Origin of the sequence: Salinisphaera dokdonensis CL-ES53 (assembly GCF_040361215.1) — a bacterium.
GTDB classification, from domain to species: Bacteria; Pseudomonadota; Gammaproteobacteria; order Nevskiales; family Salinisphaeraceae; genus Salinisphaera; species Salinisphaera dokdonensis.
This window is the reverse complement of record NZ_APND01000001.1, coordinates 935,831-958,232: the sequence shown is the minus strand read 5'-3', so window position 1 is coordinate 958,232 and position 22,402 is coordinate 935,831. Positions and strand designations below refer to the sequence as shown.

Annotated in this window: 17 protein-coding genes and 1 tRNA gene; 10 read left to right on the top strand and 8 right to left on the bottom strand. The window is 61.4% G+C overall.

Translation table 11 applies throughout. The features are described 5' to 3' along the window. Positions 1-19 precede the first annotated feature (19 nt). The 6 genes from SADO_RS04435 (at position 20) to SADO_RS04410 (ending at position 5,408) form a co-directional block, all read left to right on the top strand. Positions 20-95, top strand: a tRNA-Phe gene (locus SADO_RS04435). Positions 96-249: 154 nt separating this feature from the next. Then, positions 250-846, top strand: coding sequence for a GNAT family N-acetyltransferase (locus tag SADO_RS04430; protein ID WP_353109547.1), 597 nt, complete (start codon positions 250-252; stop codon positions 844-846). Between the two features lie 109 nt (positions 847-955). Further along, entirely contained in the window at positions 956-2,170 is a 1,215-nt protein-coding gene (gene proV, locus SADO_RS04425) for a glycine betaine/L-proline ABC transporter ATP-binding protein ProV (protein ID WP_353109545.1), read from the top strand. Next, positions 2,167-3,114: an ABC transporter permease gene (locus SADO_RS04420; RefSeq protein WP_434547877.1), complete on the top strand. Its 948-nt coding sequence runs from the start codon at positions 2,167-2,169 to the stop codon at positions 3,112-3,114. The genes proV and SADO_RS04420 overlap by 4 nt, the downstream gene beginning before the upstream one ends. A gap of 64 nt (positions 3,115-3,178) precedes the next feature. Continuing rightward, positions 3,179-4,060, top strand: coding sequence for a glycine betaine ABC transporter substrate-binding protein (locus tag SADO_RS04415; protein WP_353109543.1), 882 nt, complete (start codon positions 3,179-3,181; stop codon positions 4,058-4,060). A gap of 163 nt (positions 4,061-4,223) precedes the next feature. Next, positions 4,224-5,408: an MFS transporter gene (locus SADO_RS04410; RefSeq protein WP_353109542.1), complete on the top strand. Its 1,185-nt coding sequence runs from the start codon at positions 4,224-4,226 to the stop codon at positions 5,406-5,408. 6 nt (positions 5,409-5,414) lie between these two features. Here the strand turns inward: SADO_RS04410 and SADO_RS04405 are convergent, their stop codons facing one another. The 3 genes from SADO_RS04405 to SADO_RS04395 form a co-directional block, all read right to left on the bottom strand. Then, the gene (locus SADO_RS04405; RefSeq protein WP_353109540.1) at positions 5,415-7,205 is read right to left on the bottom strand and encodes an ABCB family ABC transporter ATP-binding protein/permease; all 1,791 of its coding nucleotides are present in this window, start codon (positions 7,203-7,205) and stop codon (positions 5,415-5,417) included. 76 nt (positions 7,206-7,281) lie between these two features. Next, positions 7,282-7,833: a lipocalin family protein gene (locus tag SADO_RS04400; RefSeq protein ID WP_353109538.1), complete on the bottom strand. Its 552-nt coding sequence runs from the start codon at positions 7,831-7,833 to the stop codon at positions 7,282-7,284. 81 nt (positions 7,834-7,914) lie between these two features. Next, positions 7,915-10,356, bottom strand: a complete 2,442-nt coding sequence (locus SADO_RS04395) for an EAL domain-containing protein (protein ID WP_353109536.1) — start codon at positions 10,354-10,356, stop codon at positions 7,915-7,917. A 383-nt stretch (positions 10,357-10,739) separates the two neighbouring features. Between SADO_RS04395 and SADO_RS04390 the strand changes: the two genes are divergently transcribed. The 4 genes from SADO_RS04390 (at position 10,740) to SADO_RS04375 (ending at position 14,940) form a co-directional block, all read left to right on the top strand. Next, positions 10,740-11,993, top strand: a complete 1,254-nt coding sequence (locus tag SADO_RS04390) for a sensor histidine kinase (RefSeq protein ID WP_353109534.1) — start codon at positions 10,740-10,742, stop codon at positions 11,991-11,993. A gap of 7 nt (positions 11,994-12,000) precedes the next feature. Further along, positions 12,001-13,026, top strand: coding sequence for a response regulator (locus SADO_RS04385; RefSeq protein WP_353109532.1), 1,026 nt, complete (start codon positions 12,001-12,003; stop codon positions 13,024-13,026). 332 nt (positions 13,027-13,358) lie between these two features. Then, a complete protein-coding gene (gene cqsA / locus SADO_RS04380; RefSeq protein ID WP_353109530.1) occupies positions 13,359-14,624 on the top strand; it encodes an alpha-hydroxyketone-type quorum-sensing autoinducer synthase in 1,266 nt (421 codons plus the stop codon). A gap of 109 nt (positions 14,625-14,733) precedes the next feature. Next, positions 14,734-14,940, top strand: a complete 207-nt coding sequence (locus SADO_RS04375) for a hypothetical protein (RefSeq protein WP_353109529.1) — start codon at positions 14,734-14,736, stop codon at positions 14,938-14,940. Between the two features lie 104 nt (positions 14,941-15,044). On the opposite strand, the gene SADO_RS04370 is transcribed toward SADO_RS04375, so the two are convergent. From SADO_RS04370 to SADO_RS04350, 5 genes are all read right to left on the bottom strand, one after another. Beyond that, positions 15,045-16,505, bottom strand: coding sequence for an alanine/glycine:cation symporter family protein (locus SADO_RS04370; protein WP_353109528.1), 1,461 nt, complete (start codon positions 16,503-16,505; stop codon positions 15,045-15,047). Between the two features lie 315 nt (positions 16,506-16,820). After that, positions 16,821-17,792: a putative solute-binding protein gene (locus SADO_RS04365; protein WP_353109526.1), complete on the bottom strand. Its 972-nt coding sequence runs from the start codon at positions 17,790-17,792 to the stop codon at positions 16,821-16,823. 155 nt (positions 17,793-17,947) lie between these two features. Beyond that, on the bottom strand, positions 17,948-18,994 hold the full coding sequence (locus tag SADO_RS04360) for a putative solute-binding protein (RefSeq protein ID WP_353109525.1): 1,047 nt from the start codon (positions 18,992-18,994) through the stop codon (positions 17,948-17,950). A gap of 83 nt (positions 18,995-19,077) precedes the next feature. Beyond that, the gene (locus SADO_RS04355) at positions 19,078-21,207 is read right to left on the bottom strand and encodes a TRAP transporter large permease subunit (protein WP_353109523.1); all 2,130 of its coding nucleotides are present in this window, start codon (positions 21,205-21,207) and stop codon (positions 19,078-19,080) included. Beyond that, positions 21,207-22,226, bottom strand: a complete 1,020-nt coding sequence (locus SADO_RS04350) for a hypothetical protein (protein ID WP_353109522.1) — start codon at positions 22,224-22,226, stop codon at positions 21,207-21,209. Before SADO_RS04350 ends, SADO_RS04355 begins: the two co-directional genes overlap by 1 nt. Between the last annotated feature and the right edge of the window lie 176 nt (positions 22,227-22,402).

Here is a 22,402-nt window from a genome sequence, read left to right as displayed (position 1 = left end):
AAGATCGGTTCCACGATCTGGCCGGATAGCTCAGTTGGTAGAGCATGCGACTGAAAATCGCAGTGTCGGTGGTTCGATTCCACCTCCGGCCACCATCTTTTCCCCCTACATCGGTTCTGACAGACTCTTCTTGTCGCCTGTCGGCGCGTCGACGTGTGCGAAGCGCCTGGATCTGCCGTCGTCGGGATGCACATACATGCGCGCCAGTCTTACACTGCGCCTAGTGCAATACCGGCAGAGAGGGCGTCAATGGGGCAGTTGAGCTATAGCCGTTGCAGCGGCGCCGAGATCGCGCCGTATGTGGAGGAGCTCGCCGCATTGCGCATTCGCGTGTTTCGAGATTTCCCCTATCTGTACGACGGCGATGTCGACTACGAGCGCGAGTATCTGGCCACTTATGTGAACTCGCCGCGCTCGCTCGCGTTTCTGGTGCACGACGATGGTGCGCTGATCGGCGCGACCACTGCGCTGCCACTCTCTGATGAAGAGCCGGCTTTTCGTCAGCCTCTGGCCGATGCCGGTTTCGATGTGTCGATGGTGTTCTATTTCGGCGAGTCGCTGTTGCTGCCCGCCTATCGCGGGCACGGGATTGGCCACCGATTCTTTGACGAACGCGAAGCCTGGGCCCGGCGCGTGGGCGATTTCAGCCATGCCTGTTTCTGCGCGGTACAACGGTCTGCGGATCACCCCTTGCGCCCGACCGGCTACGAGCCGTTGGACCGTTTCTGGCACAAGCGTGGTTTCGCGCGCCGCGACGATATCAGCGCGGTCTATGCCTGGCAGGATATCGACTCGGATACCGAAACCGACAAGCGGCTGACTTTCTGGCTGCGCGCGCTGGACTGATGTCTGCCGTCGCGTTCCCGTGGCTGCGCATTGCAGCGGAATAGGACAGTGGTGCGAAACTTGCGTTAGGGTAAAAAGCCAGTCGACTACTCGGCGTCGGGGGACGCGTTTGAGCACGAAACTATCAGTAGAGAACGTTTACAAGGTCTTTGGCGCGCATCCAAAGCGTGCGCTGGATCGGATCAAGCGTGGTCAGAGCAAGGACGAGATCTTTGCCGCCACCGGCATGACGGTCGGCGTGTCCGATGCCAGCTTCGAAGTTGAGCAGGGCGAGATATTCGTCGTCATGGGGCTGTCCGGGTCCGGCAAATCCACGCTGGTGCGCATGCTCAATCGGCTGATTGATCCCACGGCGGGCGCTATCCGTATCGACGGCCAGGACATCACCCGTATGACCCGCAAGCAGCTTATCGAGCTGCGTCGGCGCGAGATCAGCATGGTGTTTCAGTCCTTTGCGCTCATGCCGCATCAGAGCGTGCTCGAGAACACGGCCTTCGGCCTCGCCGTCGGCGGCATGAGCCGTGAGGAGCGCGAGAAGAAAGCGCTTGCCGCGCTCGAGGCGGTCGGTCTCAAGGCCAATGCGAACAGCTATCCCGATGAACTGTCGGGCGGCATGAAACAGCGCGTGGGTCTGGCCCGCGCGTTGGCGGTCGATCCCGGTATCCTGCTGATGGACGAAGCATTTTCCGCACTCGATCCGCTCATCCGTACGGAAATGCAGGACGAATTGCTGCGGTTGCAGGCCGAGCATTCGCGCACGGTGGTGTTCATCACCCATGACCTGGACGAGGCCATGCGAGTGGGCGATCGCATCGCCATCATGCAGGGCGGGGCGGTCGTGCAGGTGGGCACACCCGAGGAGATCGTGCGCGAGCCGGCCAACGAATATGTCCGCTCCTTCTTCCGTGGGGTGGACGTCAGCCATGTCTTCACGGCGGCCGATGTGGCGCGCAAGGACCATGTAACGGTCATGGAACGCCCCGGCGTGAGCGTGCGTGCCGCGCTGGAGCGGCTGCGCGAGTACGACGGGTCGGCGGCGGTGGTCCATGATCGAAGCCGCAAGTATCAGGGCGTGGTCAGCATTGACTCGCTGATTGCGTGCATCGACGGCCTCGGCCGTCGCGAGGAAGGCCGTATCGAGCAGGCCTTCCTCGAGGACGTGAATCCGGTCGTGGCGGACACGCCGCTCACCGAGTTGATGACCCAGGTCGCGGAAAGCCCGTATCCCGTACCGGTGGTCGATAGCGACGGTCGCTATCAGGGCACGATCTCGCGCGCGACGCTGTTGCACACGCTCAACCGCACCGAAAAGGGGGCCGCATGATCAGCCTGGAGGCCGGCATCGGCTCGCTCTGGCAGTCGCTCAAAGAGGCTTTCGTCATGGAGCTGCCGATCGGCGAAGGGTTCACCGCCGTCGTCGATTTCATGCAGGACCATTTCGAGCTGTTCTTCGTTGCGGTGGCGAACACGATCAGTTTCGTGGCCGACAATCTCACCGAGTTTTTCAATTACCTGCCGCCGCAGCTGGTATTCGGCGTGCTGGCCGTTCTCGCGCTCTGGCGCGTGGGCTGGCAGTTCGCGTTGTTCGTGCTGGTCGGCCTGTATGTTGTGCTCGGCATGGATCTCTGGCCCGAGTCCATGGATACGCTGGGACTGGTGATTGCCGCCACGCTGGCCGCGCTCGGGGTCGGTTTGCCGATCGGTGTTGCCATGGCCAAGAGCGAATTGCTTGCGGCGACCGTTCGGCCCGTGCTCGACTTCATGCAGACACTGCCGGCGTTCGTCTACTTGATTCCGGCCGTGATCTTCTTCGGCACCGGCCGCGTGCCGGGCACGATCGCGACCGTGATCTTTGCCATGCCGCCCGCGGTCCGGCTGATGAATCTGGGCATCCGCCAGGTGCCGACCGAGAACGTCGAAGCCGGTCGCGCCTTCGGCTGCAATCAGCTGCAGTTGCTGTTCAAGGTGGAACTGCCGCTGGCGTTGCCGTCGATCATGGCCGGCATCAACCAGACGATCATGCTGGCGCTGTCGATGGTGGTGATCGCCTCGATGATCGGCGCGGGTGGCCTGGGTGACCCGGTGCTTGCCGGTATCCAGCAGCTGCGTCTGGGCGTGGGCTTCGAAGGCGGACTCGGCGTGGTGATCCTGGCGATCATCCTCGACCGCCTCACACAGAGTTTCGCCCAGCCGAATCGCCAGCGAGAGGGCGTGATAACCCGGCTCAAACAGTTTTTCGGGCGCGCCGAGACAACGCGTTCGGCCTGATTTTCACGACGGCGTCCACGTGACGCTGCCGAGGCACGAGATCATACGAAGGGAGACCGAAGGCATGAAGAATCATTCGTTCAAGCAATGGTTGGGCACGGCCGCGATCGCGGCGGGCCTGACGGTCGGAACGCTAGGTTGCGCACAGGCGGCCGACGATACCATCGAGTTCGGCTGGACCGCCTGGTCCGATGCCGAGTTCGTCACCAAGCTGGCCAAGCAGCTGATCGAAGAACACACCGATTACGACGTCAAGCTGACGCTGTCTGCAATCGGCGTGCAGTATCAGGGCGTAGCCAATGGCGATCTCGACGCCATGCTCATGGCCTGGCTGCCCGACACCCATGCGGACTATATGGAGCGGGTGAAGGACGACGTCGAGAACCTGGGCACAATCTATGAAGGTGCACGTCTCGGTTGGGTCGTGCCGGATTATATTCCCGAAGACCAGTTGGCTTCGATCGAGGACCTGAAGAAAGAAGCCGTACAGGAAAAGCTCGACGGCAAGATTCAGGGCATCGACCCGGGCGCCGGCCTCATGCAGTTGTCGGATACGACCATCGACGACTATGGCCTGGACGAGTATCGCCTGGTCTCGGCCAGTGGCGCAGCGATGACGGCGGCGCTCGCGCGTGCCGAGAAGCGTGAAGAATGGATCGTGGTCACGGGCTGGACACCGCACTGGATGTTCGGCCGCTGGGACCTGCGTTTCCTCGATGATCCCAACGGCACGCTGGGCGAAGCGCAGCATGTCGACGTGATCGCGCGTAAGGGCTTCGAGAGCGACTATCCTGAAGTCGCGGCGTTCCTGAGCAACTACAAACTGGAACTGGAAGAACTCCAGGCAGCGATGTACGAGGCGCAGGAAAGCAGCTACGAGGAAGCGATCCAGACTTATATCGACGAGCATCCCGACCAGATCGAGGGCTGGTTCGAGGCAGGCTGATCAACGCTTGATATTGCGCTTGTAGAGGCCCGGCAATTGCCGGGCCTTTTTTATGCGCGGGCCTTGTCATCGATGTCGCTGCATAATGAAGCCTGTTAGTCTCTGACGCCTTGCGCATCAGCTGTTGATACGACGCGTACTGGTTTTTCCAGGGACCGAAGGCATGACCGAGACCCACCGTTCCGCGGCGCTGTTCTTTGCCGTCGCGCTTACGTTTGTCGTGACCATGATGGGCACGACGCTTCCCACGCCGCTGTATCCGATCTATCAGGAACAGCTGGGTTTTTCACAGCTGGTCATCACCGTGATCTTTGCTGCCTATGCAGTCGGCGTGATCGGAGCGCTGATCGTGACCGGCAGCTGGTCGGATCAGATCGGGCGCCGACCGATGCTGGCTGCCGGTCTGCTCTTCTCGGCGGCGAGTGCCTGTGCGTTTCTGTGGGGCGGCGGGCTTGCGCCGTTGCTGATCGGGCGCGTGCTGTCCGGCATTTCGGCGGGGATCTTCACCGGCACGGCGACCGTGGCCGTGGTTGAACTCGCACCGGCGGCCTGGGCCGGCAGTGCCACGCTGATCGCGACTGCGGCCAACATGGGCGGGCTTGGCCTGGGGCCGCTGTTTGCCGGGGTGCTGTCGCAGTATCTGCCGGCGCCGCTTACGCTCTGCTTCATCGTTGATCTGGCGCTCATCGCGCTGGCGGGGATGGCCGTTGTCCTGGCGCCCGAGACCGCGCGCCGGCCCGCGCGACCGCGTCTGCGAATCCAGTCATTGCAGGTGCCGCCCGAGGTGCGCGGCGTATTCGTGCCGGCCGCGATCGCGGGTTTTGCCGGTTTTGCGGTGCTGGGTCTGTTCACGGCCATCGCACCCGCCTTCATGGGCCAGATCCTGAATTATTCCAACCATGCGCTGACCGGCGCGGTGGTGTTCCTGCTGTTCGTGGCTTCTACGGTTGGTCAGATTGGCCAGGCACGGCTGCCCGAGCGCTGGCGGCTCCCGGTGGGCTGTGTCGGGTTGATTGCCGGCATCGCATTGGTCGCACTTGCCATCATTGCCTCGTCACTCGGGCTGCTTGTCGGCGGCGCCCTGGTGGCCGGTGTCGGCCAGGGCGTGGCGTTCCGGGCCGGTATGGGGGCCGTGACCGCTGCGAGTCCGACCGAACGCAGAGGCGAGGTGGCCTCGACGTTCTTCGTGGTGCTCTATATCGCGATATCGATCCCGGTGGTGGGTATTGGCGTGGTGGCGGATACGATCGGGCTGCGGGTGGCCGGTATCGGTTTCTCGATCGCGGTGGCGGTACTGGCCGCGGTGGCGCTGGCAAGCCTGTTGACGCGCCGCCGCGCGGTCGCCTGATTCAAGTCAGGCGATCGGCTGGGCCGATTCGCGCTGTTGGAGCCGCCACATCGCGGCATAGCGGCCGTCGGCTGCGAGCAACGCCGCATGCGTGCCGCGTTCTACAATCGAGCCGTCGTCCATGACTACGATCTCGTCCGCGTCCACGACCGTTGAGAGCCGATGGGCAATGACCAGCGTGGTGTGATCGGCGGCGAGTTCAGCCAAGGCAGCGGTGATCGCCTGTTCGGCGTGGCTGTCGAGCGATGATGTGGCCTCGTCGAATACGAGGATCGCGGGGCTCTTGAGAATCGCACGGGCGATGGCGATACGCTGTTTCTCACCGCCGGAGAGCTTCAGGCCGCGCTCGCCGACAAGGGTATCCATGCCGTTGGGCAATCGAGCGAGCAGGCCGTCGAGATGGGCCATGCGAGCGGCATTGGCGATTGCGGTGGGATCGGCATCCGGCTGTCCGTAGGCGATGTTGTATTCGATGGTGTCGTTGAAAAGCACTGTGTCTTGCGGCACCACGCCGATTGCGTCACGCAGGCTGGCGACCGTGAGTTCGCGTATATCAGTACCGTCGACCGTGATTCGCCCGGCATCGACATCGTAAAAACGAAACAGCAGCCGGGCGAGGGTCGACTTGCCGGCACCGGACTGGCCCACCACGGCCAGCTTGCGTCCGGGCGAGATGGTGAAATCGATACCGCGCAATATCTGGCGTTCCGGCTGGTAGCCGAACTGGACGTTCTCGAAGCGTACTTCCGGACGCGTGGCGGTCAGGGCCTGTGCATCCGGTCCATCGCCGATGCCTGGTTCGACATCCAGCAGGCGGAACATGCGCGCGGTGTCGGCCAGCGATTTCTTCAGCTCGCGATAGACGAAGCCGAGAAAGTTCAGCGGTACGAACAGCTGGATCATGTAGGCGTTGATCATCACCAGGTCGCCGAGCGTCATGTCGCCGGAGACCACCCGTGATCCGGCGAGCATCATCATGGCGGTGATTGCGATCGCGATCACCGTGGCCTGAATGGTGTTGAGCGTGCCCAGCGACAGGCGCGAGCGGCGCAGGGCGGCTTCCCAGCCACGCAGCTCGCGGTCGTAGCGATCGGCCTCATAGCGTTCGTTGCCGAAGTACTTGACCGTCTCGTAGTTGAGCAGGCTGTCCACCGCACGGGTGTTGGCCTGGGCGTCTAGACGGTTGGATTCGCGCACGTGTCGGGTGCGCCATTCGGTGAGCAGCGTGGTGGCCGCGATATAGACGACCACGCTGACGAGCACGATGACCGCGAACCAGGCGCTGTAATAGAACAGCAGGATGCCCGCCACCATCGCGATCTCGAGCAGGGTCGGAATGATGTTGAACAGCATGAATCGCAGCAGAAAGCTGATCCCGCCGATGCCGCGTTCGATGTCCCGCGACAGACCGCCAGTGCGTCGCGACAGGTGAAAATCCAGATCGAGCGCGTGCAGATGCTCAAACACGTTGAGCGCGATACGGCGCATCGCGCGCTCGGTCACACGCCCGAATACCAGATCGCGCAGTTGGCCGAATAGGACCGAGGCGAGGCGCAGGGCTCCATAGGCCAGCAGCAGGGCGACCGGCAGAGCGACACGCGCGCTTTCGTTCGCGTCCAGCGCGTCGACGATATGCTTGAGCACGATGGGCAGGACGACCGTCGCACCCTTGGCGCCGACGAGCAGGGCGAGTGCGATGGCCACCCGGGTTCGGTGTGCCCATAGATAGGGCCACAGGCCGGACAACCGGCGCCACTCGTCACGCGGCTGCTGCTCGTCGGCGGATTCTGTACTCAAGACGTTACGGTCACACTGCGATCGATACCGGCTGGTTCGCTATTCACCGCGATACTGGAACGATCAGCGATACGGATCAGCCATCGCTGCGCTGGTCGAGTGGCTGCTGGGGGACCTTGCGCAGCTTCGATGTGTCGTAGCCGTAGTCGGCGACCTTCTGCACGAGCGAGTCATAGGTGGCATCGTCGATTTGCGGGGTGCGCGCCATGATCCATACATAGTCGCGCTTTTCGCGCGCCACGATCGTCGTCTGGTAGTCCGCATCCACATAGGAGATGAGGTACTGCATACGCATGACCCAGTAGAAGCGCATGGCCCATACGGCGTTGTCGGTATTCTCGATCACGCTGCCAGTGGGCTTCATGGTCTTTTGTTCGCCGTCGAAGCCGCCTTCGAGATAGGTGAATGTGGTGGCGATCTTGCCGGGCTCGATCTGCTCGTAACGTTCGATCGAGTTGTAGGCATTCTCGGTCACGCTCGGCGGAATATGGGCGATGACATACCACTTGCCCATGTAGCGGTCGATATCAACCTGTTCCTCGACCGGAAAGTTGTCCGCGGGCATGACACTGCAGGCAGCGAGCAGCCCCGGGGCACACAGGGCGATCAGTTTCTTGAAGCCGGACATGATGTGTTCTCTGATTCGACGGATGACCAGAGCTTACGCGAGCCACGCCCTAAGCGGATTCGAGATCCCCAGGGCAAGCGTTCAGCGCGCGCGCACGATTCGCTGGCGTGAGCCGATGCTGCTGGAAAGCATCTCGAACGGAATCGGTCGGGCGACGTGATAGCCCTGCGCATAGTCCACGCCAATATTACGCAGCGCGTCGAGCAACGCGCGGGATTCGACATGTTCGGCGACGGTGAGCAACCCCATGGCCTGGCCGACCTGATTGATGGCCTCCACGATCGAGCGCTCGACCGGGTCGTGGAGGATATTCGAGACCAGCTTCCCGTCGATCTTGATGAAGTCGGACGGCAGGTTCTTCAGGTAGGAGAACGAACTCAATCCGCTGCCGAAGTCGTCCAGCGAAAAACGACAGCCCAAGGCACGTAACGACCGGATCAACTCGCCGGCACGCCGGGTGTTGGTCACGGCGGTGGTTTCGGTGATCTCGAAGACCAGTCGGCGCGGGTCCACGGTGCTGCCCGTAATAAGGCCGCGCGCGTAGTCGACGAAGTGCTCGTCGGTGATCGACTGCCCGGAGATATTGATGCTGTAGTGCTCTATCGGCCGGTGGTCGTCACCGGCGGCTGCGATTAGCGTGACTGCGCGCTTGAGCACCCAACGATCGATACGTGCCGCAACGTTGTATCGCTCGGCCGTGAGCAGAAAATTCTGCGGCGAAAGAATAGCGCCGTTGCTGTCGCGCATCCGCAAAAGCAGTTCAACGCCGCACGGTTTGTGCAGACTTTCGTCGATCGGCTGGATGAGCTGGGCGAACAGTTCGAAACGGTTGTTATCCAGCGCTTCGCTGATCTGCTGCATGCGCTGCATGTCGCCATGGCGGGTCAGTGTTTCGTCGCTGTCGCCGCGATAGATATAGACTTGGTTGCGCCCCTTCTCTTTGGCCAAGTAGCAAGCGGTATCCGCTCGGCGCAGTAGTTCCGTGGTACTGACCGCTTCCCGGTCGATGGCTGCGACGCCGATGCTGGCGCCCAGGCGGAACAGTTTGTCGTTCCAGCGGAACCGAAAACGATCGATATCGGCGCGCAGCGCCTCCGCCTTGATCCTGGCGTCGGTCAGGGACAGATCGCGCATGATCAGTCCGAACTCGTCGCCGCCCAAGCGGGCGACGGTATCGCCGGCTCGAACCTGCCCGGAAATCTGGTTGGAAAGCTGGCGTAGCATTTCGTCGCCGGCGTCGTGCCCGCAGGTGTCGTTGACCAGCTTGAACTGATCCAGGTCGAGATAGCACAGCGCGTGCTGGCGCCCTTGGCCGGTTTCGGCGAGGAACTCGCTTAACAAATGCTCGAAGGCCCGCCGATTGGGAAGACCCGTGAGCAGATCGTGATTGGCCTGGTGCGCCAACTCGCGCGAGATCTGCTGCAGGCGGGTGATGTCGTGCAGCACGATCACCGTGCCGACCACACATTGATGTGTATCCCGGATCGGGGAGATCGTGACCTTCACCGTATGACCGGTGGTCTGCGGGGCACGGTCGTAGAGCGTGAGATTCTCGTCGCGCTCGTGAACGGTGCCGCTGTTGAGACATTCCTGAACCAGGCCGTTGACGGTGACGTTGCGTTCGCAATCGACGAAATTGCACAGGGTGTCGAAATGCTGACCACTGGCGTCTGCCATCGGCACGCCGAGCATCTGTTCTGCACGCGGGTTGAGATAGTCCACCTCGCCGTGCGCATTGGTCGTGATTACGGCGTCACCGATAGACGCGAGAGTTACCTGAGCGCGTTCCTTCTCGTCGTCCAGAGCGTGCTGGGTTTCGATCAGACGCGTGCCGTCACGACATACGCCCTCGCTGCCGACCGGCTCGCCGTTTGCATTGTCGATCCGGCGCGACGATATGAGTAGCCAGGCCACGCTCCCGTCGCGGCGAAACACCCGGGTAGGGTGGCGGCGAAGCTGGGTGCTGTACAGCAACGGCTTTTCGTCCTTGTCGGGATCCGCGAGCAGGTCGCGCAACAGCCGGCCTTCAAGTTCGGCGGTGCGGTAGCCGAGCATATCGCTCACAGTCTCCGTCACCCAATTGATTCGGCCGTCGCTGTCGGTGTGATATAGCACGTCGGTGACGTTGCGCAGCAGGCGCTGAACGCGCTGATGGCGTACCAGCAGTTTGTCGCGATACCGCTGTACGCGATATACGAGATTGTCGATGGTCGCGACCAGATGCGAGTCGGCGCCTTCGACCGAGATCGGCGGGCGTTGGCGGCTGTCACCGGCCAGGTCGATGTTGTCGAGCCAGGTAATGAGAGGGCTGATGATCTTGGCGCGATCGGGGTCAGTGGCATGCAGGGCTATCCAGCAAAGCAGGCCCGCTGCGATGCCCGTAATCGCCTCGATGGCCAGGAGAGCGCTGAGGGCGGCCGTACCCGGCAGGCATGCGATCAGTATGGTCGTGAGCTGACCAGCGAGGACGACACCCAATGCCCACCGGATCGTCAGGCGCGGATTGCGAAGTGTGTTCATCATGGCGCCTTGCGTCGCCGTCCCAATGAAAGACAGCACGCCTTACGCGATAGTGCGGGCCTTGAAGCGTGCATGGCGTTGGTATGCATACCGTGTTCTGTGGGCGGCCCAGCCGAGTATAACCTTGCAGGTTGCGTGGGCGGTTGCCGACGCATGGGAACAAGGCTGATGCTACGAATTCGAGCGGTCTACGTATAGGATGAATCGATGTTCGAACATATTTCCAATTATCCGCGCGTTAGGGCGAATCCGGAAGGGGGGCGCTCCCTGTGTTTTTCTCTCGCTCTCTGAGTCTGCGTACTCCACAGGCACCGCAGACCTGGCGGCGTTTACGTGTTCGCCTCGCAGCCTCGTTAGCTCAAAGCGCGGTCTATTCTCGTGCGAACATGCGCATGTTCGCCATTGTTGCTGTTATCGGCCACCCGCTCTATTACCTTTGCTGGACCGAATTTCAACCGCAGGGCTTTGAAAGCGCATGGTTGCGTGCTTTCAGCGTGCTCGTGGCGTTGCCCATGCTCTTCGAGCATCGGCTTTCACGCAGCGATTTCTGGCGTCGTAAGGTAACGCTTTACTGGTTTCTGATCGTTGTTTATCAGTTACCGTTCTTTTTTGTATTCATGTCGCTGATGAACGAGTTCGCAACCGTCTGGGCGCTCTCGACCATGGCGGCTTGCCTGCTGATGGTGCTGATCGTATTCGATTGGCTGATGATTCTCGCTATGGCGGTTGTCGGCGCGGGCGCGGCATGCGGGGTTTTCCAGTTGGTCGGCGGCGATCTGGCCGCGCAGGCGGACGACCTGTTGCCGCTGGTGCCGACCTATGTGTTTGCAATCCTCGCGGGCAGCGCCTTCAACTACAAGACCGAGCTTGTCGCGCGCGAAAAGCTGGCGGCGATCACCTCCGCTGTGGGCACCATGGCGCACGAACTGCGTACTCCTTTGCTCGGTATTCGCAGCGGCGCACGTGGTTTGCAGAACTATCTGCCGGCGATCTTCGAAGGCTTTGAACTTGCCCGGGAACACGGTTTACCGGTCAAACGTGTCCGCACGGCTCACTATAGACAGATGCACGCTGTACTCGATCGCATCAATGCCGAGACGGAGTACACGAACGTCATCCTCGACATGCTGCTGGTCAATTCAAGCCGTACGACGATCGACGAGACTTCATTCGAGGTCGTGCGAATTGGCGCGTGCGTAGGAGCAGCGCTGGAGCGCTACCCGTTCCACTCGGCGCGTGAACGCGAGCGAGTGAGCTGGGAGCAGGGCGCCGATTTCGCGTTCTTCGGCTCTCAACTACTGACGGTCCACCTGCTGTTCAATCTGCTCAAGAACGCGCTTTATTTTCTTGCCCAGGCTGACGACGAGAACGGCAGTATCCGAATCTGGACCGAGCGCAGTGCCGCCGGGGCCCACCGGCTGCATTTTCGTGACACAGGTCCCGGCATACACCCTGATGTATTGCCGCGCATATTCGAGCGCTTCTACTCCGCTATGCCACGCGGGCAGGGCACAGGTATAGGTCTGGCCTTCTCGAGACTGGTTATGGAGAGTTTCGGCGGCGATATTCGTTGTCACTCTGCGCTCGGTCGCTATACCGAATTCGTACTGACCTTCCCAGCGGTAGACCCCGATGAATGACACCCGTTTGGCGCCGTATTTTCATCCCACACAGATCGTGCTCGTCGATGACGATATCGATTTTCTAGGCAATCTCAGCCTGCAACTCGAAGCGGATCTTCCCTACCTGTTATTCGATTCGACCCATAAGGCGCTTGGCTATATCAACGACCGAGAAAGTGAGGCACCGTCGCGCCAGCGCTTTTTCCGGTTCGATAACGGTGGTTCAGCCCTGTCCGGAGGCGGCGGCGAACGCAAGGTGAGCCTCGACACCGATGCGATCACGCGTGAGATGTATTTCACCAACCGTTTTTCCCAGATATCGATCGCAATGGTGGATTACGCCATGCCGCAGATGAACGGTCTGGAGTTCTGCCGCCAGATTCGCAATCCGCATATCAAGAAAATACTGTTTACCGGGGTCGCGACGGAGGTCGAGGCCGTCGAAGCCTTTAACAAGGGCGTAATCGATCGGTTTATCCGAAAGAGCGAGCGGAACGTCTACGAGCAACTCAACCAAACGATTCGTGAGCTCCAGCACGCGCATATTCTCGATACCTTCAGTGCGGCCACCGACGTATTCGACGTTCGAGTACCGGACCTGTTGCGCGATCCTGCGGTCGAGACGCTGCTGAAGAATCTCCGGGCACGCTACGACTTCGTCGAGTACTACATGACGGATGATCCTGCCGGTTTCCTGCTTGTGGACGGCGACGGTGAGCTCTATCGGCTGGTGCTGGTCGACGCGGATCAGCAACAGCGGCTCATAGAGCAGGTTGAGGCCAGTGGCGCACCACAGGAATGCCTCAAGTTACTGAGCACGGGAGATAATCTCCTGGACCCGGCTATGCTGAATGGGGCGCAGAACGTCACAAGTGACCCCTACCGTCAGTGGAAATCACATATCCGCGTGGCGACGCGACTCGAGGGTAAGCGCAGTTATCGCTGGGCTGTCTTCGAGGCGGGGCTGCCTGACAGCGATGTCACGGCGCCGAACTCGACTTTCAATCGCTACCTGGAGTGGCTGGATACGGTTGGCTACTCGCTGATGTAGCGTCGGCGCCGAGCCCCGTTCGACAGCTTTGGCTGGCGGGCTCGGTCGCCCATGTCTTTTACTGCCGAGCGATTACGCTAGCTCTAAAGCCTGCGGTGGAAAAGCACATGCGTGCTTTGACATACGAGCGGTCGAGAGCGTGCAGCTGATGTTCGACCACTATGGAGAAATGGGAAAAAGTTACTTTTCCGAGACCGGCGTAAGCTGTCTTGTGTGAAGCGGAATTTTGTTATACCTAGGAAAAGTGAAATGTATTTGGGGTGACAAATATTGTCAATCTCGAATATCACAATTCTTCTTACATTATTTCACGACAACGACACAGGTTTGCCATGACTAATTCCAACGTATCCAGTTGCTCGCCGCTGCGCCCGACGTCCATGCCCGAGCCCGAATTCCTCAGCGAACACGTGGATCATTATTTCCGCGAGCGCGTCGAGAAGACCTGGAAAGGCGGGCACATCATGCACGGGCGCGAGCCGGGCGCGGACGCCATCCTGATGGTCACCAACGACTACCTGGACCTCGCCAATCATCCGGAAGTGCTGCAGGCCCAGATCGACAGTCTCCGGGGTTCGGACAACACGGTGGTGATGTCGGGCGTCTATCTTCATGGCGACAGTCCGCAACTGCATCTGGAGCGTCGCATGGCGCGCTGGATGCGCATGGAGTCCAGCCTGCTATGCCAGTCGGGCTATGCCGCCAATGTCGGGCTGATCCAGGCGATCGGGGCGCCTGGTACGCCGGTCTATGTCGACATGTTCGCGCATGCATCGCTCTGGGAAGGCGTGCGCAGCGCGGGGCTGGAATGGAAGCCGTTCCGCCATAACGACCCGAAGCATCTCGAAGTCATGATCGAACGCAACGGCCCCGGCATCGTGGTCGTCGACTCGGTCTACAGCACCACGGGCAGTATTTCGCCGCTCGAAGAGATTGTGGACGTCGCCAATCGCCATCACTGTGTGACGATCGTCGACGAATCGCACTCGCTCGGCACCCATGGCGATCAGGGACGCGGCCTGGTTGCGGGTCTCGACCTGCAGTCGAAAGTCCATTTCGTGACCGCAAGCCTGGCCAAGGCCTTTGCCGGGCGCGCCGGTCTGATCGCCTGCAGCGAACGACTGCGCCAGTTCATCAAGTTCAACTCGTTTCCGGCGATCTTCAGCTCATCGCTGCTACCGCACGATATCGCAGGACTCTCTCGTACGCTCGATCTGATCAAGGGCGCGGACCATGAGCGCGAGCGCCTGCATGCCAACGCGGCATATCTGCGTCGTCATCTGGATGCGCTGGGCTACAACGTCGACAGCGGCGAGGGCCAGATGATCGCACTAGAAGCCGGCACCGAGCAGCAGACCATCGTGCTGCGTGACGCGCTCGAGTCGCGCGGGGTATTCGGATCGGTGTTCTGTGCGCCGGCTACGGCATCCAAGCGTGCGTTGATCCGACTGTCGGTGAACTGCAACCACACGTATTCCCAGTTGAGCCGCGTGATCGAAGTGTGTGCCGAGATCCGCGAAGAGGTGGACCTGGCCAACTGGCCGTCGACCCGGCGTGCCCGCAAGCGCCAGGCTGCTTCGGATCAGGCGGCCGCCTAGGTTTCAGGCTGAAGCACCCCGATGCCTCGGGGTGCTTTAAAGCGGTTCGGGAATGTTTTGCGCCGGCGCCTGTCTCTAGAGCACAGACCTCGACTAGGCGGCAAACGACATGGCCGATTTGGAAAAACTCAGCAAGAGCAACGATACGAGCATTGAAATCCTGCAAGCGATCGCCGATCAGCGCGGCGACGAAGAGGACGCGATTCTCGAAGCACTGGAAAACCCGGAAGATTTCGACGCGATCGTGACCCGGGCGCGTGAGCATGCCCAGGAATCGGGCGCAGCCCTACGCTGGCAGGGTCGCGAAATCCTCTAGAGCAGGCGTAGCAATGCACTCGTTGGCGCCAGCCGGTATGCGACCGGCTGGCGCTTTTTTTATGGGCGTCGATCCCGCAGCGGCAAGAAGGCCGCCGGGCCTGTTCAGTCCCAGATGCCCGGTTCGACTTCGTCCGGCTTCTTGAGTACCTGGCGATTGAATACCGGCTCGATGATGCCTTCGTTGCGTTGTCGCTCGTAGTCCTTGAGCACACGCATGGCGATCGGCGCAAGGAACAGGATGGCGATCAGGTTAGTCGTGGCCATCAGCCCCATGGCCAGGTCAGCGAAGTCCCAGACGAAACCCAGCGACGCGACCGAGCCGACCATGACCATGGTCAGTACCAGCGGTCGCAGGATCGCAATGGCTTTCTTGTGATGCTTGCCGGCCAGGTATTCGAGATTGATCTCGCTGTAGGCAAAGTTGGCCAGGATCGAGGTGTAGGCGAAGAAAAGAATCGCTATCGCGATGAAGCCGACGCCGAAGCCGCCGAGATGATCCTGCATGGCGTTCTGGGTCAGCTGGATGCCCTGCATCGATTCGCCGCCTCCGCCGCTCGCCAGCATCTGGTCGTAGACGCCCGACAGCAGGATGACGATCGCGGTGCAGCTGCAGATGATCAGCGTATCGATCACCACGCCGAACGACTGAACCAGGCCCTGCGCGGCCGGATGATTGACCTCCGCCGTCGCAGCCGCGTTAGGCGTCGAACCCATGCCTGCTTCGTTCGAGAACAGCCCGCGCTTGACCCCGTTCTCCATCGCGACCTTGATGGTATAGCCGACCGCGCCACCGACGGCCGGCCCGAAGCCGAAAGCGCTCTGGATGATCAGCCAGAACATGCCGGGGACTTCGCTGTAGTTGGCGATCATCACGTAGACCGCGACCAGGAAATAACCGATCGCCATGATAGGCACTACTTTTTCCGCCACGCGCGCGATCGAGCGCAAACCACCGTAGATCACCACGCCGGCCAGCAGAACCAACGCGACGCCGGTCGCCCAGGTCGGCACGTCGAAGGCGCCTTCCATGCCCTTGGCGATGGTGTTGGCCTGCGCGCCCGAGAAGGCGAAGCCGTAGGCGATGATCAGGAACACTGCGAACAGGATGCTCATCCACTTCTGGCCGAGCGCGCGCTCGATGTAATAGGCTGGCCCACCGCGATAGACGCCGTCGGCGTAGTGGATCTTGTAGACCTGCCCGAGCGTGCACTCCACAAAGGTCGTTGCCAGACCGACGAGGGCTGTCATCCACATCCAGAACACGGCGCCCGGGCCACCGACCCATAGCGCCAGTGCCACGCCGGCCAGGTTGCCCGTGCCCACGCGCGCCGCCAGCGACGTGGCCAATGCCTGGAACGAGCTCACGCCTTGATCGCTGCTGCGGCTATCGAACGTGATCTTCACCATGTGCCCGATCATGCGGAACTGCATGAACCGGCTCATGATGGTGAAGGCGATGCCCGCACCAAAGAGCAGGTAGAACAGGACGTACGACCAGATGAAACTGCTCACAGGCGTCATGATGGCGTAGACGCCCTGTGTCAGTGTGTCGATGAATTCCATCGCTTGAAGCTCCCTGCGAAATACTTGTTACAGCGGGTGGGCGGCCGCATTGCCCGCTTCAAGGGCAATGCGCGGGGTGCATGGTGCACGGCATGACAGTGTCGGTCGCTTGGACAAACGTTGTATCTGCAAACCGTATGCACAGAGCGAACGGTGGTGTGGCCGGCGTCCACAGGCGGCGTGGGTTGTATCGGCCCGTGGATGGGCCGCGGCATCACCGCCGCGTTTGCTGCATGTCGCCCAATCACGCTGATTCAGTGCCCCCATGCCCTCGGGAGCCTACGCCGCGTATAGACCTAATGCCAGTCGGGGGTATCAGCCGCTCACGGCGCCGCCCTCGGTCGAGCGCGAGCATTCTGCCAGCCCAGGATCGTCGGCGCAGCGGATCTTTTTCAGCAGGCGTTGCATGCGGTGGTCGTACCACTGCTCTTGCCACAGCTGCTGGCGTATCTCGAGCAGCATGCTGCGGTACTTCGTTTCGCGTTCACCGCTGATCGGTACCCAGTAACGCTCCGGAATCTCGGCATCGGCTTGCCGGATACGCGGGATGATGCGATCCCACGCCTTGTTGGCCGCCCACTGTCGCGACTCGGCGGCAAAGCCGTCCGGGAAACGGTCGCGGTGTATGACCATCTGCGCCGAGAGCATGCCGAGCACGAACTCGGCCACGCCACCGTCGTCGCCCAGGCCGCGATACAGTTCGAGTGCGTTGTAGGCGATCGCCGGCGCATAGGCCATGTCGACACTGTGATTGTTGAACAGCGGGCCGAAGCTGGCGATGGTCGCGGGCACCGGCGACGCGCCGGCAACATTGGCGACCACCTGGGCCTGCTTGTCGTAGCCGATCACGGCGACCTTCTTGCCGGCCGCGGCCTCCAGGCTGTCGAGAAAACGCCGGTCGCGCGAGAACAGGTATACCTTGCCGCCCGGCACCACGCCGGCAACCTCGTATTCGCCGTTACGCATCAACGGTGCGGCCTTGTCGCTGGCCATGACGCGGATCGCGGTATGCATCTGGTCGTAAGTCTGCAGCGCGCCGACCATATCGAGACTGCCGGCAAACGGCACGAACTGCTTGACGCGGATGCCGGTCAGGCCAACGGCGTCGCAACGCCCGGATTTGAAGTCGTTGGCGGCCACGCCTTCGTCGGTATACGGGCGCAGATCGAACGTCACGCCTGCCTCCCGTGCCATCACGACATAGTCCTGGAACTGTTCGATAACCGCGCCGCTGGCGCCGACCGGGTCGTAGACGCAGATGGAGCGCTCGACAGCCGAGTCAGCCATGGCCGCGTTGCTGCCTACCGCGATAAGAAGCAGGGCAGTGAGTGGCCGGCGTAAACACAAGGGAACAGGCATCGCGGACTCCTTTAGGAATTCAAAAAAAAGCCCGTCGTGCAAAGCCATGCACGACGGGCTGTTGGCGCAGGGCTCAGCTGCAATCAGTTGACCGGGCCGCCCTCGCTGTCCTGGCTGCATTCCGCCAGGCCGCTGTCGCTGGAGCAGCGGATCTTCTTGAGCAGGTGCTGCATACGATGGTTGTACCAGCCGTTGTCCCAGAGTTCCTGACGCGTGTTGCGAAACATCTCGCGGTAATTCTTGTCACGCTCGCCCGAGATGTGGACCCAGTACTTGTCCGGGATATCGCTGTCGGCGCTTTCGACACGGCGCAGTGTCGAGTCGTACATGTTGTTGAACACCCACTCGCGCGATTTCTGGCCGAAGCCGTCCGGGAACTTGTCCTGATGCACCACGAGCTGGCCGGAGAGCATGCCCAGTACGAAGTCGGCGATGCCACCTTTCTCGCCGAGGCCCTTGTAGAGCTCGAGCGCGTTATAAGCGAAGGAGGGCGCGTAGGCCAGGTCCACGCTGCCGTTGTTGAACATCGGGCCAAACGACGCGATCGATGCGCCCACCGGCGAGGCGCCGGCAACGTTCGCCAGCGTCGAGGCCTGTTTGTCGTAGGACATTACGGCGATCTTCTTGCCGGCCACGGTATCCAGGCTTTCCAGATAGGCCTTGTCACGCGCGAACAGGAACGCCTTGCCTAGCGGCACCACGCCGACCACTTCGTAGTCGTCTTCCTTCATCAGGTCGGCCGCCTTCGGACTCGACATGACCTTGATGGCGGTTTTTTCCTGTTCATAGGTCTGCAGGCCGCCGGCCATGTCCAGGCTGCCCGCGAACTGCACGAAATGGATCGCGCGTACGCCGGTAATGCCGACCATGTCGCACTTGCCGGCCTTGAAGTCATTCGCGGCGACTGCTTCGTCAGTATAGGCGCGGGTATTGAACTTGATCCCCCATTCGCGGGCCTGCACCACGTAATCCTGGAAGGACTGGTAGATGAAGCCGTTCGCGCCGATCGGGTCGTAGATACACAGGGAACGCGTTTCCTGGGCGGCGGCAGGCTGCATCGCGCTGCCGAGCAGGGCAGCGGCGCCGACGGCAACCGCGCCGACATAGGACGATATTTTTCTGGATAGCATGGGGTTTCTTCCTCCGGAGTTATCTTCAGAACGGGCTGAAGGTTTGCTTTTCGGTTTACGCGCCGTCGTTGTCCAGGGACGCATCAGAACAGGTGCATGAAGATGAGCGGCACGAAAGCGACCAGAACCAGTGCCGAGGCCATCACCGTGATCGGTAGCAGCATCGCCTCATGACGACGCCAGAAGCTCGGGTCGTCGGCTACTTCGGCCTTGGCGAGCTGTATCTCGGCATCGCCGACCACTTGTCGGGTCAGCAACTGGTTGAGCGCCACCGGTGGGCTGAGATAGCCCAGTTCGAAGGCGACCAGCACGATCATCCAGAAATGGATTGCATTGATGCCGTTCTCGTAGGCCACCGGCGCGAGCGTCGCGCTCACCAGAATGATGGCGCCATAGGGCTCCATGATCATGCCGATGAACACCAGCATCACGACCAGGATAGCCGTCGCATACCAGACGTTGCCGAGGTTTTCAGGGAACAGCTCCATGATGCCGGAGCGCTCCATGACGCCACCGAACACGATCGACAGCACCATGAGCATGAGCAGGGCGCCCAGCAGCATCGAGGTATCGGCGGTCGAGGAGCGCAGTGCGTTCCAGAAGCCGGCCGGCTCGTGGTCGGGGGCCTTGGCCTGGCCACGATCTGCCTTGTAGATCGCCTCAGCGTACAGGCGCTTGGCACGCCAGCGGTCATATCCGAGTAGCGCGATCAGCATGATCGGCAGGATCACCGGCGCCGAGAACTCGTTGAAGCTCTGCCCCAGAAGACGCGTGTACAGCAGGACCACGGCCACGCCGATCACCACATACGGAATTAGTGGCCCGATCGCCTCACGCATCTTGGGCAGCGCGGTATCCGGTGTGGCGATATACGGCTTGCTCTTGCGCGTGAGATACACGAAGCCGGTGAAGATGAGCGCGGTCAGCGCGAACACATACAGGCCCCAGCCAAACAGCTGATCCGTGGTGACCTGCCGGTTGAGCGCCGCAATGATCACGACCATCAGGCAGGGATTGAGGACGACGCCCATGCTGCCGGACATGGCAGTGGAAGCCACGGCCAGTTGGCGGTAGGTGCCGGCAATCCTCAGTTCCTGATAGATCACCGCGCCGATTGCCAGCACGAAAATGCCGGAAGCGCCGGTATAGGCGGTCGGCCAGGCCGAAGCGAGCACGACGAGAATGACCACGAATTCCGGGCGCATGTCCCAGGAGCGGAACAGGCCGAAGATCACCTCGGCGATACGCGTGTGCTTGAGCATCATGCCCACCCACACGTACAGCCCGATGCCGGTATAGAGATCCGCGAAACGGATCATCTTGGTCAGCTGAATCGCCGGTCCGGCCACATAGCCTTCGGCTATGAAGAAGTAGGTGATGCTGACCAGTGCAAGCCAGCAGTACAGCGGAATAGTCAGTAACGCGTGGAAAATCGAGCCGCCCGATGGGGCGTTCGCCGGTAACTTGAACAGGCGATATGTCGCAACTGCGGCCAAGGCGAGAAAGCCGATCAGCCAGAGCAGATTCAATGCGAACTCGCCGCCCGAATCGAGACGCAGCCACACGAAGCCGCTGACTGCCATGGCCAGGTTGGCGGCCACCTGGGCGCCGGCGCTTACCCGGTAATCGATTCGTGATTTGGGCGTGCGCAGCCCGATCTGTTCATTGAGCGCGAGGGAGATGAAGCCGCCGAGCATGATCAGAAGCACCAGAATATAGGCCTGGAATCCCTGGCCCATCTGGTTGATGCGGCCCATGCTCAACTCGAGGGTACGGAAAGCCCGTAGCGTCGATGTCGAGGTCATCTCGTTGTTGTATTCGTAGCGCTCGTAGCTCGCTCGGCACTGGTCGCGTTGACCCTCGAGCGAGCGACGCTTGGCTTCCGGATCGGAAGGCCCGGCATCGAACAGGCTGTCTGCGTCGGCGGTCGTCGACTGGCTCTGCGCGATGCGCGCATCGATATCCATGTCCGGGTCGCATGTCGGTTCCGACATGTCGTAGCGGAGCATGTTGTAGTTCTGCCAGATGTCGCCGCCAAGGCTCAGCAACTGGCCGTGAATAAAGGCGCTGGTGCCGAACAGGATGGCAAACAGCAGCAGCACGGCCACCGGCAGGGTGATCAACCAGTTGCGGGTAGCGCTGTATGTCGTCGACACATCGCCGGCGTGCGGGTCGGCTGCTGCCGACCCGCTGGACTCGATTTGGCTAGTCATCAGTTAAGAAAGCTTCCGGCGTCGAAGTTGGAATCGGAGCTGTCGTCCTCATCGCCCGGGAAGTCGCCGAGCGCGAGGAAGGGCGTGCGTTGGCCCGTCTCGCGGGTCCAGATGCGATCCGAGAGATACAGCGCCTGGGCATAGGCGACTTCGGACAGGATGAGGTAATCCTCGGGCGCGTCGCCGGCGTTGTAGATCTCGGCGACCTGACGAATGCCTTCCTTTTCACGCTCGTCGTTGGATTGTCCGAAACCGGCGATCGCATACAGCATGGCCGGCAACGGCATGCCTTTGCTGGCGCCATAATCGGCGGCTTCCTTGAGCTGCGTCCACGGATCCTTGCCGTCCGGTGTGGTGCCCGGCACGCTCAGCCAGACCACGGCCTGAAGTGCGTTCGGTACGCCCCACCATTTTTCGTTGTCCATGCAGTCGGTCGCGCGGCCGGCCTTGGCGGCGACGTCCTGTGGGACGCCGACACTGCTGGAGGCCTGGATATCGCTCAGCAATGCCTGGATCGAGGTGAGCGTACCCACCATGTATTCGAATTCCTCGGTGTCGTTGCCGTAGGAAGGGCAGTTGCCGTCGCCGAGCTCACCGAAGGCATCCACCGTGTCTCGATAGACCTGATAACGACGCAAGGCCGTACGGCGGAAAAGGCGCTGCGACTCCACGCGGGCGTCGCGGGCTTCTGCCGTGTCGCCGTTGCGCAACGCGCGGGCGAAACGCAGCTGCTCTTCCTGCGCTTTGGTTTCCGAGCACAGACCCGCGAGCAGGTTGGTGTTGAGCAATACCTTGGAGGGGCGACCGATCACACGGCTGAACGAGGCCAGCAACTGATGCTGACCCATGCCGGTGCCGCAGGTGGAAAGATCCAGGTCGCCGCTGCCCAGCACGTAGGGTACGACTTCGTCCTGGGAATAGTGGGCGAGCACGTGGCCGGTCGGCTTGTAGATCAGCCCACAGCCACTCAGGCCTACGACAAGACCTGCCATTATCGGCAGCGATAGTCTCTTCAGCATGGCGTTCTCGCCCTCCTTCGGATTGTTTTAATCGTTGGTGTCCCGCACCACGCAGTCGCGGCTGCGTACTTGTTTTTTTATGCTGGCAAACCCCCTGAGCGCAGTCTGCCGAGTGCCGCTGATGCGCGCTTGACGAGACTGGAATCCCGAAACGGTATCGGCCGGCAGTTTGGAAA